Source organism: Nonomuraea lactucae, assembly GCF_003313395.1.
Taxonomy (GTDB): Bacteria; Actinomycetota; Actinomycetes; order Streptosporangiales; family Streptosporangiaceae; genus Nonomuraea; species Nonomuraea lactucae.
The window spans coordinates 1-11,397 of record NZ_QNFZ01000974.1; the positions used below are offsets into that span (position 1 = coordinate 1).

Annotated in this window: 12 protein-coding genes; 3 read left to right on the forward strand and 9 right to left on the reverse strand. The window is 71.5% G+C overall.

Features of this window, described 5'->3' with window-relative positions; genetic code table 11:
• Positions 1 to 558 (reverse strand): hypothetical protein (locus tag DQW85_RS34460; protein WP_113703945.1); only part of this gene is annotated, 558 nt, incomplete at its 3' end.
• Positions 559 to 637: 79 nt separating this feature from the next.
• Between DQW85_RS34460 and DQW85_RS48340 the strand changes: the two genes are divergently transcribed.
• On the forward strand, positions 638 to 1,348 hold the full coding sequence (locus DQW85_RS48340) for a Clp protease N-terminal domain-containing protein (RefSeq protein ID WP_113703946.1): 711 nt from the start codon (positions 638 to 640) through the stop codon (positions 1,346 to 1,348).
• A 97-nt stretch (positions 1,349 to 1,445) separates the two neighbouring features.
• Here DQW85_RS48340 and DQW85_RS34470 read toward each other — a convergent pair whose 3' ends face one another.
• Positions 1,446 to 2,468: a GNAT family N-acetyltransferase gene (locus tag DQW85_RS34470; RefSeq protein ID WP_113703947.1), complete on the reverse strand. Its 1,023-nt coding sequence runs from the start codon at positions 2,466 to 2,468 to the stop codon at positions 1,446 to 1,448.
• A gap of 157 nt (positions 2,469 to 2,625) precedes the next feature.
• On the opposite strand from DQW85_RS34470, the gene DQW85_RS34475 reads away from it, so the two are divergent.
• Entirely contained in the window at positions 2,626 to 4,239 is a 1,614-nt protein-coding gene (locus DQW85_RS34475) for an amidohydrolase (RefSeq protein ID WP_113703948.1), read from the forward strand.
• A gap of 214 nt (positions 4,240 to 4,453) precedes the next feature.
• On the opposite strand, the gene DQW85_RS34480 is transcribed toward DQW85_RS34475, so the two are convergent.
• The 5 genes from DQW85_RS34480 to gap all read right to left on the reverse strand — a co-directional run bounded on the left by DQW85_RS34480 (position 4,454) and on the right by gap (position 8,176).
• Positions 4,454 to 4,798: an RNA polymerase-binding protein RbpA gene (locus tag DQW85_RS34480; protein ID WP_113703949.1), complete on the reverse strand. Its 345-nt coding sequence runs from the start codon at positions 4,796 to 4,798 to the stop codon at positions 4,454 to 4,456.
• Between the two features lie 69 nt (positions 4,799 to 4,867).
• Positions 4,868 to 5,098 carry a preprotein translocase subunit SecG gene (secG, locus tag DQW85_RS34485; protein WP_113703950.1) on the reverse strand — a complete coding sequence of 77 codons (231 nt, stop codon included), beginning with the start codon at positions 5,096 to 5,098 and terminating at the stop codon, positions 4,868 to 4,870.
• Positions 5,099 to 5,197: 99 nt separating this feature from the next.
• Positions 5,198 to 5,974 (reverse strand): triose-phosphate isomerase, encoded by a 777-nt coding sequence (gene tpiA / locus DQW85_RS34490; protein ID WP_275888282.1) that lies wholly within the window; start codon positions 5,972 to 5,974, stop codon positions 5,198 to 5,200.
• Between the two features lie 4 nt (positions 5,975 to 5,978).
• Entirely contained in the window at positions 5,979 to 7,166 is a 1,188-nt protein-coding gene (locus DQW85_RS34495; RefSeq protein ID WP_275888283.1) for a phosphoglycerate kinase, read from the reverse strand.
• 5 nt (positions 7,167 to 7,171) lie between these two features.
• On the reverse strand, positions 7,172 to 8,176 hold the full coding sequence (gene gap, locus DQW85_RS34500; RefSeq protein ID WP_113703953.1) for a type I glyceraldehyde-3-phosphate dehydrogenase: 1,005 nt from the start codon (positions 8,174 to 8,176) through the stop codon (positions 7,172 to 7,174).
• 181 nt (positions 8,177 to 8,357) lie between these two features.
• Here gap and DQW85_RS34505 point away from each other — a divergent pair, with 181 nt between their 5' ends.
• Positions 8,358 to 9,011 (forward strand): hypothetical protein, encoded by a 654-nt coding sequence (locus tag DQW85_RS34505; protein WP_113703954.1) that lies wholly within the window; start codon positions 8,358 to 8,360, stop codon positions 9,009 to 9,011.
• A 49-nt stretch (positions 9,012 to 9,060) separates the two neighbouring features.
• Here DQW85_RS34505 and whiA read toward each other — a convergent pair whose 3' ends face one another.
• Both whiA and DQW85_RS34515 read right to left on the reverse strand, forming a co-directional pair.
• Positions 9,061 to 10,041 (reverse strand): DNA-binding protein WhiA, encoded by a 981-nt coding sequence (gene whiA / locus DQW85_RS34510; protein WP_113703955.1) that lies wholly within the window; start codon positions 10,039 to 10,041, stop codon positions 9,061 to 9,063.
• A 71-nt stretch (positions 10,042 to 10,112) separates the two neighbouring features.
• Positions 10,113 to 11,171, reverse strand: coding sequence for a gluconeogenesis factor YvcK family protein (locus tag DQW85_RS34515; RefSeq protein ID WP_240197618.1), 1,059 nt, complete (start codon positions 11,169 to 11,171; stop codon positions 10,113 to 10,115).
• Positions 11,172 to 11,397 lie beyond the last annotated feature (226 nt).

Genomic DNA, 11,397 nt, shown 5'->3' on the forward strand with positions numbered 1-11,397 from the left:
CGCCTCGCCCTCCCGCCTGGCGCCGACCCGGGTGGCCCCCTCCGCCTCGTCCTCGGCCGTGGGCTTCCGCCGGGCCGCGGGCCTGCCGCGCGGTACCGGGGCGGGCGCGAACCCGCTGTAGCTGAGCGGCTTGACCAGGCGGCCCTCGCGCACCTGATCGGCGGCGCCGGAGTCCACCACGGCGGCGTCGAGCGTCTGGTCCACCTCGGCGGCGGACGAGGGCGACAGGCCGGCCCCCTCTTTCACGAGCCTGCCCACCCGGCCGGACACCTCGCCGCGCCGCCTGGTCAGCTCGGCCAGCGCGCCGGCGTCCTGCGACTCCCACGCCCGGCGCAGCTCGTCCCCGAGGTCCAGCAGCTCGCCCAGCTCGCCCGGGTGCTCGCGGGCGGCCCGGTTCACCGCCCACGCCGAGACCGTCGGCTTGCGCAGGCCGGCGATCTCGCGGGCGAGGCGTACGTCGCCGGCCTCCTTGGCCGCGCGGGCCTCGGCCTCCCGCGCGGCGGTGAACTCGGGCGGCGGCAGCGAGTAGAGCCGGTCGGCCACCTCGTCAAGATCCACACTTGTGAGATACCCCGCGGGGGCGGGTTCGTAGCGCATAGTGGGAGCTGGGAGCAGGAACGCGAACGGAGGCTCGCCCGTGTTCGAGCGCTTCACCGACCGCGCACGCAGGGTCGTCGTCCTCGCCCAGGAGGAGGCGCGGATGATGAGCCACAACTACATCGGCACCGAGCACATCCTCCTCGGGCTGCTCCACGAGGGCGACGACATCGCCACGCGCACGCTCGGCGACCTGGGCGTGGAGCTGGCGGGGGTACGGGTGTTCGTGGAGCGCGCGGTGGGCCGCGGCAGTCAGGCGCCGGGCGGTCACATCCCGTTCACGCCGCGCGCCAAGAAGGTGTTCGAGCTCTCCCTGCGCGAGGCCCTGCAACTGCAGCACAAGCACATCGGCACCGAGCACATCCTGCTGGGGCTGGTCAGGAGCGGCGAGGGGCTCGCCGTGACCGCGCTGCTCGACGCGGGCGCCGACCTGGAAGCCGTACGGCGCAGCGTGCTGGAGCACATCGGGCGCAGGCCAAAGGAGGGCCCGCTCGACACCTCCTCCTACCGGGGCGGTCCGTCGCTGGTCGAGCGGCTGGCCCAGATCCAGCAGAGCCTGGAGCGCATCGAGCGCCACCTCGGCATCGGCCGGCCGTCCGGACCGGCCGACGCCCGCGACCACGCCACCGGTCGGACGACCCTCTCCGGTGAAGCACCGGGTGAGGCGACCGCTGAGGCGCCGGGTGAGGCCCCTCCGAAGGACTCCGGCGAGGAGTCATCCGGCGAGGCCTCCGGGAGCGCTTCGGGCTGACCTTGACCCTCTTGGCGCCGCCCCTCCTGCCGACGACCCGCTTGCCGACGCCCCTCTTGGCGACGTCACAAGGCCGGCGAGCCCTTCCGGTGAGGTCTCAGGCCGACGTGAGCGAGCCGACCGGCAGCCGGCCCTCGACCACGCCCGGATCCTCGGTGTAGCCGAGCGTGGCGCCCAGCGACATCAGCAGCCGCCGCATACGGGCGTTGTCGGACAGCATGGTCGCCTTCACCTCGGCGTACCCGAGGTCGCGCGCCGCCCTGACCAGCATCCTGGCCAGCGCCGAACCCAGACCGCGCCCCTGCCAGCGGTCTTCGACCAGGAAGGCCATCTCGGCGATGCCCGGATCGGGAGTGAACATCAGGTTGGCCATCGCCACCACCTGGCCGTCGTGGCCCGCCACCAGCGAGTAGCCCCGGCTGCGGTCGCAGAGCCGGTCGAACATGCGCGGCGGCAGCGCCGGCATCGAGGTGAAGTAGCGGAACCTGCGGGCCTCGGGTGAGCACCTGTCATGCAGATCGCGGACGGCCTCGCGGTAGATCGTGGTGAGCGGGCGCACGCAGACCTCCACTCCGCCGGCGAGTTTGACCGTGCGCTCGCCGCTCACCTGGTCGGCCGGCGGCTGCGCGAGCCTGGCGAACGAGGCCGCACGAGCCGCCTCCGTCAGCGTGAACGGCAGCTCCGCGCGGCGCAGCCGCACGGCGCGCCGGGGCGCGACGGGCACGACGAGTTGGGTGGGGTCGGGAAGGTCGCTCACCGCTTCACCATAGATCCATCGGGCGTCGTCCGCGCGCAGCAGCTCTGCCAGCAGCTCCGGCAGCCGCCACGGCATCATGCGCAGCCGGGAGGCCAGCAGCAGGGCGCGGGTCGGCTCATCGGTCAGTTCGTGCGCGGTGGCCTGCACCACCTGGACCCGGCGGCCGCCTGCCGCCTCAAGGGCCTCCCGCACGGTCTCGGGGCCGGCGGGGATGTCGGCGACGAACTCGTCCACCGTCCCGTCGGCGTCGGTCTGGACACTCAGGCCCAGGATGTTGCCACCCCTCGCGGCCAGCGCCGCTGCGAGAGAGGCGAGCCGTCCCGGACGCTCGTCCACCGTGGTGCGGATGCGCAAGAATCCCATGTCAACGATGATGCCGGGGAGCTGTTACGCCTCCGCTAACGTCGCGTTTCATGTAGCCAGATGTCCGGCCATAATCCGCTATTGCCGATTTGACCACTTCTTGGGTCCGGCCCGCGGCACCGCGCGGGCGGCGCCCTCACTGCGAACAGGAGACCCCATGAACATCCTCTTCCGCGGCGGACGCGCCTTCACCGCCAGGGGCGCCTTCGCGGAGGCCGTCCTGGTCCGCGACGGGGTGATCTCCGCCGTGGGCGCCGAGCGGGAGCTGGTACGGCTCGCGGGCGCCCACGAGACCGTGGACCTGGACGGCGGGCTGCTGGTGCCGGGGTTCACCGACGCGCACATCCATCCGGTGCAGGCAGGGCTGGAGCGCGCCAAGTGCGACCTGTCGGAGATCTACGGCCTCGACGCGTACCTCCAGAAGATCGCCGACTATGCCATGAAAAATCGGGATAAGGGGTGGATCGATGGCGGCGGGTGGGACATGTCGGCGTTCCCCGGCGGTCTCCCCCACCGGTCCCGGCTCGACTTCCTCGACAGGCCCGCCTACCTGATCCAGCGTGACCACCATGCGGCCTGGGTCAACACCCGCGCCCTGGAGCTCGCCGGGATCTCCCGCGACACCCCGGACCCGATCGACGGCCGCATCGAGCGCGACCCGGACGGCACCCCCAGCGGCGTGCTGCACGAGGGCGCGATGGACCTGGTCGGCCTGCTCACCCCACGCCCGACGGCGGCCGACCTGGACGCGGCGCTGGCCGACGCCGAGCGCCACCTGTTCTCGCTGGGCGTCACCGGCTGGCAGGACGCCATCGTCGGCTCGTACGCGGGCTCGGACGACCAGTTGCCCACGTACCTGTCCGCGGCCGGCTCCGGCAGGCTGCGGGCGCGCGTGGTGGGCGCGCTCTGGTGGGACCGCACGCGCGGGCTCGAACAGATCGGGGAGCTCGTCGAGCGGCGCGCCTGCGCCGAGGGGCTCGACCGGTTCGCGGCCACCTCGGTCAAGATCATGCAGGACGGCATCACCGAGAACTTCACCGCCGCCACGCTGGAGCCCTACTGCCTGTGCGGTGGCACGGGCCTGTCATACGTGGATCCGGCCAAGCTGAAGGAGTACGTGGCGGAGCTGGACCGGCTCGGCTTCCAGGTCCACTTCCACGCGATCGGCGAGCGGGCGGTCCGCGAGGCGCTCGACAGCCTGGCGGGCACCGACCCGGCCAACCGCCACCACATCGCGCACCTGCAGATCATCGAACCGTCGGACGTGCCGCGGTTCGCCGAGCTCGGCGTGACGGCCAACCTGCAGCCCCTCTGGGCCACCCATCACGCGCAGATGGACGAGCTGACCCTGCCCTACCTGGGGGAGCCGAGGTCGTCGTGGCAGTATCCGTTCGCCGACCTGCTCGCGCACGGCACGCGGTTCTGCGCGGGCAGCGACTGGCCGGTGTCGAGCGCCGACCCGCTGCAGGGCGTTCACGTGGCGGTCAACCGGACCGAACCGGGCGGCTCGGTCCACGCCGGCTACCCGACCGCGCGGACACCGTTCCTGCCCGGCCAGCGCATCGACCTGGCGAACGCGCTGACCGCCTACACGGCGGGCTCGGCGTGGATCAACCGCTCGCCGGCCGGCGTCGTGGAGGAGGGCCGCCCGGCTGACCTGGTGGTGCTCGACCGCGACCCGTTCGCGCTGCCCCAGGGGGAGATCTGGACGACGCGGGTGCGCATGACGTTCGTGGACGGCGAGCCGGTGTACCAGCGGGCGGGCTCGTAGCTCAGGCCGCCTTCCCGACCCCCGGAACCCGCCGAGCCCGCGGAGCCCGCAGAACCCGCCGCGGATCTCCGAGCGTTCCTCCGCACCCTGCGCTGAGCGCCTGCCCCAGAGCAGCGGTCGGTGGACCTGCTCACGGACCGGTGCCGGGTACGCGGAAGGGCCCCGGCACGACAGCGGGGCCCTTCCGGTGCGGTCGGTGCCGCGCGTTCGTGTCCTACCAGGGGGACTTGGTGTTGCGCAGGCGCTCGAGCGCCTCCTCCAGGATCGCCTTGCCGTCCTTGTCGCTCCTGCGCTCCTTCACGTACGCGAGGTGCGTCTTGTACGGCTCGTTCTTGGGCGGGGCAGGCGGCGCCTGCTCGTCCTGGCCGGCCGGGAGGCCGCATCGGGGGCAGTCCCACATCTCCGGGACCGCCGCGTCGCTGGCGAAACTGGGGCGCGTCTCGTGCATGTTGGCGCACCAGAACGAGACCCGCACTCTCGGAGCTGCCTCGCCGCGCTCGGCCTCCCCCATCGGGCCGGCGCCGACACGGCTGCCACGGATCGCGTTGCCACTACCCACGGATGAACTCCTCGCTCGATCGCCCCGCGAGACACGGGGGGAGAATCACTGTCACGCGCGCCGACCCGCTCAGGGCCTGAGCAGCAGGCCGAGAGCGACGATGCAGACGAACCAGATCACGCCCGTGATCACCGTCAACCTGTCGAGGTTGCGCTCCACCACGGACGAGCCGCCGAAGCTCGACGAGAAACCGCCGCCGAACATGTCGGACAGACCGCCGCCCTTGCCCTTGTGGAGCAGGACGAGCAGGATCATGAGAAGGCTCGCCAGGATGAGGGCGATGGAGATTCCGATTTCCACGGTATGCCTGTTCCTTCAATGCTCTGTGACACGTGACGATTCAATCTTGCCTCTTGAGGGTACGGCCTGCTGTCAAGTCGCACCCCCCGAACCGCTCAGTTAGCCCGGCATATCGGAAAACCGGCAGATCTTGACGTACTCGCCGGCGTCGATGCTGGCACCGCCCACGAGCGCGCCGTCGACATCGGGTTGAGCCATGATCCCCGCGATGTTGCCTGACTTGACCGAGCCACCGTAAAGGATACGGACCCCGGAGGCCACTTCGTGGTCGTACAGCTCCGCGAGTCGCTCCCGCAACGCCGCGCAGACCTCCTGGGCGTCCTCCGGGGTGGCCACCTCACCGGTGCCGATCGCCCACACCGGCTCGTAGGCCACCACGATGGACTTCGCCTGCTCGGCCGTGATCTTGCGCAGCGCGGCCTCGAGCTGGGCCACGCTGTGCGCCACGTGGCCGCCGGCCTGACGCACCGGCAGCCCCTCGCCGACGCACAGGATCGGCGTGAGCGAGTGGCGGTAGGCGGCGTGGACCTTGGCGTTGACCAGGTCGTCGTCCTCGCGGTGGTGCTCGCGCCGCTCGGAGTGGCCGATCACCGTGTAGGTGCACCCCAGCTTGGCCAGCATCGCGCCGGAGATCTCACCCGTGTAGGCGCCGGCGTCGTGCTGGGACAGGTCCTGCGCGCCGTACACGATGCGCAGCTTGTCGCCGTCGACGAGCGTCTGCACGCTGCGCAGGTCGGTGTAGGGCGGCAGCACCGCGACCTCGACCTTGTCGAAGTCCTTGTCGGTGAGCGCGAAGGCCAGCTTCTGGACCAGCGCGATGGCCTCGAGGTGGTTGAGGTTCATCTTCCAGTTGCCGGCGATGAGCGGCTTTCTCACTACGTCACTCCTCAAGGGCGGCAAGGCCGGGCAGGGTCTTGCCCTCGAGATACTCGAGGCTCGCCCCGCCACCGGTGGAAATGTGGGAGAAGCCATCTTCGGGCAGGCCGAGCCTGCGCACGGCGGCGGCCGAGTCGCCGCCGCCGACCACGGTGAACGCGCCGGACGCGATCAGCGCCTCGGCCACCGCCTTGGTGCCGCCCGCGAAGGCGTCGAACTCGAACACGCCCATGGGGCCGTTCCAGAAGATGGTGCGGGCGTCGGCCACCTTGCCCGCGAACAGCTCCCGGGTGCGGGGGCCGATGTCGAGCCCCTGCCTGTCGGCCGGGATCGCGGTGGCGTCGACCACGTCGTGGGGCGCGTCCTTGGCGAAGTGGGTCGCGGCCAGCACGTCGACCGGCAGCACCAGGTCGACGCCCCGTTTGGCCGCCTCGTTGAGGAAGCCGCGCACCTCGTCGAGCTGGTCTTCCTGCAGCAGCGACCCGCCGACCTCGTGGCCCTGGGCCTTGAGGAAGGTGTAGGCCATGCCGCCGCCGATGAGCAGCCTGTCGACCTTGGTGAGCAGGTTGGCGATGACGCCAAGCTTGTCGGAGACCTTGGCGCCGCCGAGCACCACCACGTAGGGCCGCTCGGTGGCCTCGGTGAGCCTCTTGAGCACCTCGACCTCGGCCACGATCAGCTTGCCCGCCGCGTGCGGCAGCAGCTTGGGCACGTCGTAGACGCTGGCGTGCTTGCGGTGCACCGCGCCGAAGCCGTCGCCCACGTACAGGTCGGCGAGCGCGGCCAGCCGGGCGGCGAACCCGCCGCGCAGCGCGTCGTCCTTGGACTCCTCGCCCGGCTCGAACCGGAGGTTCTCCAGCAGGGCGACCTCGCCGTCCCGGAGCCCGCCGACCGTGGCGCTCGCGCTGTCGCCGACCACGTCGGTGGCGAACGCCACGTCCCGGCCGAGCAGCTCGCTCAGGCGCACGGCCACCGGCTTCAGCGAGAACTCGGGCTTGACCTGCCCCTTGGGGCGGCCCAGATGGGCGCAGACGACGACCTTCGCCCCCCGGTCGGCCAGCGTCCTGATCGTGGGCACCGAGGCGCGGATGCGGCCGTCATCGGTGATCGTCTCCCCGTCGAGGGGGACGTTGAGGTCGGCGCGCACGAGCACGCGCCGCCCCTTCACGTCGAGATCGTCGAACGTGCGCATCGGCATCAGAGGTCCGCGCCCACCAGCTCGATGAGGTCGGCGAGACGGTTGGAGTAGCCCCACTCGTTGTCGTACCAGCCGACGACCTTGACCTGGTTGCCGATGACCTTGGTCAGGCCCGCGTCGAAGACGCAGGAGGCCGGGTCGGTGACGATGTCGGAGGAGACGATCTCGTCCTCGGTGTAGGTGAGGATGCCCTTGAGCGGGCCCTCGGCGGCGGCCTTGACGGCGGCGTTGACCTCCTCGACCGTGACCTCGCGGCCGACGTCGACCGTGAGGTCGGTGGCCGAGCCGGTGGGGATCGGCACGCGCATCGCGAACCCGTCGAGCTTGCCCTTGAGCTCGGGCAGCACCAGGCCGATGGCCTTGGCGGCGCCGGTGGAGGTGGGCACGACGTTGAGCGCGGCGGCGCGGGCGCGGCGCAGGTCCTTGTGCGGACCGTCCTGGAGGTTCTGGTCCTGGGTGTAGGCGTGGATGGTGGTCATCAGACCCTTCTCGATGGTGAAGGTGTCGTGGATGACCTTGGCCATCGGGGCCAGGCAGTTGGTGGTGCAGGACGCGTTGGAGATGATCGTGTGCTGCGCCGGGTCGTAGGTGTCGTGGTTGACGCCCATGACGATGGTGACGTCCTCGTTCTTGGCCGGGGCCGAGATGATGACCTTCTTGGCGCCGTTGTCGGCGTGCACCTTGGCCTTGTTGGCGTCGGTGAACAGGCCGGTCGACTCGACCACCACGTCGACGCCCAGGTCGCCCCACGGCAGCTTGGCGGGGTCACGCTCCTCGAAGACCTTGATCGCCTTGCCGTCGACGGTGATCTCCTCGCTCGTCGCCTTCACCTCGTAGGGCAGGCGGCCCAGGATGCTGTCGTACTTCAGCAGGTGGGCGAGCGTCGCGTTGTCGGTCAGGTCGTTGACCGCCACGATCTCGATGTCCTTGCCGCTGGCGGCGACCGCACGCCAGAAGTTACGACCGATACGGCCGAAGCCGTTGACGCCTACGCGGATGCTCACGGGAACCGATCTCCTCGGATGATGGCGGTTGGAACCTCAGCCCCCAACCTTATCGGACCCAAATTGGTTTAGACCACTTCAACCCCCGCCCACGTATCACCATTTGACAGGCGCGATTTGTGTGGTTCGAGTAAAGTGCCCGACTCATTGGAGTAAGTACGGGCATTCTCTGGGGGCTGAGATGTCACAACGAAGGTCCGGCCTGCTGTCCGGCCTGGTCGTGGGCTTGATCGCGACCCCGCTGACCGCTGCGGCGTACGCGGCGGCGCTGTTCTTCGGGAGCCGTCCGCCGTTCGACGTGCGCTGGCTGGGGGACGGCCTCGTGCTGCCGATCGCCGTCAGCCTAGCGGCGGGCCTGATCGTCGGCTTCGCCGTGCGGGCCGTCAGGCCGCGCAGCCTGCTGCTGCCCCTGTTCGCGGCCCTGTACGCCTGCGCCGCCGTCGGCTTGGGCACGGTCGCCTTCCACACGGCCTCGTGGATCAGCCACGGATCCCCGGTCGAGACAGTGGGGATGTTCCTCGAGATCCTGACGAATGCCGCGTTGCGTGTCAGGGAGATGCTCACGCTCTCCTGGTGGATCTGGCTCATGGGCGGTGTCGCGGCTCTGCCCGCCTTCGTCCTGCCGTTGGTGCGGGCCCTGCGGCAGCGCCGGGCGAGGCCGGTCCGGGCGGCCCACCGGAAGGGGGACCGGCCGGAACCCGAGCCGGAGCAGGACCAGGAGAAGGAGCATGAGCAGGAGTATCGCGCCCCCTTCGAGCCGGTCCAGCCCGCCAAGCCGGCCACCACGGGCGCCACGGTCAACCCCTTCGCTCCCAGGGAGCCGGGCCAGGACTGACCGCCCGCCCCGCACGCCGCTCCCCCGTGCACACCGTGGCCCATGCCCCTCAGGGGGCGAGCATGTCGACCGTGAGGTTGGCCTCGGTGTTGGGGATGCCCAGGTCGGAGGCGCGCTTGTCGGCCATGGCCAGCAGCCGCCGGATCCGCCCTGCGATGGCGTCCTTGGTCAGCGGCGGGTCGGCGATCTGGCCCAGTTCCTCCAGCGACGCCTGCTTGTGCTCGACCCGCAGCCGCCCGGCCACCACCAGGTGGTCCGGAGCCTCGTCTCCGAGGATCTCCAGCGCCCGCTGCACCCGCGCTCCGGCCGCCACCGCGGCGCGCGCGGAGCGCCGCAGGTTCGCGTCGTCGAAGTTGGCCAGCCTGTTGGCGGTGGCACGGACCTCGCGGCGCATCCGCCGCTCCTCCCAGGCCAGCACGCTGTCGTGGGCTCCCAGCCGGGTCAGCAGCGCGCTGATCGCGTCGCCGTCGCGGACCACGACCCGGTCGACGCCGCGCACCTCGCGCGCCTTGGCGTGGATCTTGAGCCGCCGGGCGGAGCCCACCAGCGCCAGCGCGGCCTCGGGCCCTGGGCAGGTGACCTCCAGGGACATCGACCTGCCCGGCTCGGTCAGCGACCCGTGGGCGAGGAACGCCCCCCGCCAGGCCGCCTCGGCGTCGCAGGAGGCTCCCGCGACCACCTGGCGGGGCAGGCCGCGCACCGGCCGCCCGTGGTTGTCGATCAGGCCCGTCTGCCGGGCGAGCGCCTCACCGTCGCGGTAGACGCGCACGACGTAGCGCGATCCCTTGCGCAGCCCGGCGGGCGCGAGGACGAGGACTTCGGCCTTGTGGCCGAACACCTCGCCGATGTCCTTGATCAGCCGCCGCGCGGTGGCGTTGGTGTCGAGCTCCGCCTCGATCACGATGCGGCCGCCCACCAGGTGCAGGCCGCTGGCGAAGCGCAGCAGCGTCGAGACCTCGGCCTTGCGGCAGCACGGCTTCAGCACCGGCAGTCGGCTCAGCTCGTCCTTGACCACACCCGTCATCGCCATAAGCGTTAGTCCTCCCCCATTCAGACCGGCTCCCAGCAGTCTCTCGCACCTTTGCGCCACGCCGACCAGGATCAACGCTTCTGGAGGAAAATCTCGTCCAGGACGGAGGCAAGACGTCGTGGGTCGTGGCGGGGAGAGCCGTCGGCGGCGGCCACGTCGGCCAGGACGGCCCGCCCGCCGAGCGCGGCGGCCGCCTTCTCCAGCGGGGCGAGGTCGTCGACCACGCCTGTGTCGGCGAGGACGACGTCCACCGGCAGATCGGGCGCGTGCTGCCTGAGCACCTCCAGATGCTGCTGGGGTGAGAAGTCGTCGGTCTCACCGGCCTGCGGGGCGAGGTTGAGCGTGACGAGCCGCCTCGCACTGGTCTCGTGCAGGGCCCTGGCCAGCGCGGGCACCTTGAGGTGCGGCAGCACGCTGGTGAACCACGATCCCGGCCCGAACACCACCCAGTCGGCCTCGAGCACCGCCTCGACCGCCTCGGGCCGCGCGGGAGGATCCTCCGGCACCAGGGAGATCGCCTGCACGCGTCCAGGTGTCAGCGCGCACGCCACCTGCCCGCGCACGGTCGAGATGACGCCGTCGAGGTCCACCTCGGCGACGATGTCGAGCGGCACGGACGCCATCGGCAGCACCCGCCCCTGCGCCCCGAGCAGCCGCCCGACCCAGTCGAGCCCCGCCACGGGATCGCCGAGCAGCTCCCACAGCGCCACGATCAGCAGGTTGCCGACGGTGTGCCCGTGCAGGTCGCCCTCGCTGCGGAAGCGGTGCTGGACGACTTCGCTCCAGGTGCTGCCCCACTCGTCGTCGCCGCAGAGCGCGGCCAGCGCCATCCGCAGGTCGCCGGGGGGCAGCACGCCGAGTTCACGCCTTAACCTGCCGCTCGACCCGCCGTCGTCGGCGACGGTGACGACGGCCGTGAGCGCGTCGGTCACGGACCGCAGCGCGGACAGCGAGGCGTACAGGCCGTGCCCGCCTCCCAGCGCCACGACGCGCGGCCCGCCGTGCGGACGCCCGCGCCCACCCCACTCCGGCGACGGCCCGCCGGAAGGCCCGGAGAACCCCTCGTCAACCGGCGGCTCAGCTGACCGTGGGGGAACGCCCTCCCCCATGGACGGCACAGACGCACCCACGGGAGATCCCCCACTCACCGGCGGCACAGGCGAACGCCCGGGAATGCCCTGACCCGCCGCCCGCTCAGAAGGACGCACGGGAACACCCCCACCCACCACCGACACAGACGAACGCGCCGCGAAGCCCTCACCCGCCGATGGCACGGCGGGGGGCGCGGAGCGGGCCGCGACCGACGCCGGTGCGACAGGGCGGGCCGGCACCGGCGGTGGTGCGACAGGGCGGGCC

Excerpts from the sequence above, each read along its gene's own strand:
- DQW85_RS34470 (WP_113703947.1), bottom strand. The coding sequence starts at position 2,468 with ATGGGATTCTTGCGCATCCGCACCACGGTGGACGAGCGTCCGGGACGG.
- DQW85_RS34475 (WP_113703948.1), top strand. The coding sequence starts at position 2,626 with ATGAACATCCTCTTCCGCGGCGGACGCGCCTTCACCGCCAGGGGCGCC.
- DQW85_RS34495 (WP_275888283.1), bottom strand. The coding sequence starts at position 7,166 with ATGCGCACGTTCGACGATCTCGACGTGAAGGGGCGGCGCGTGCTCGTG.
- DQW85_RS34505 (WP_113703954.1), top strand. The coding sequence starts at position 8,358 with ATGTCACAACGAAGGTCCGGCCTGCTGTCCGGCCTGGTCGTGGGCTTG.
- whiA (WP_113703955.1), bottom strand. The coding sequence starts at position 10,041 with ATGGCGATGACGGGTGTGGTCAAGGACGAGCTGAGCCGACTGCCGGTG.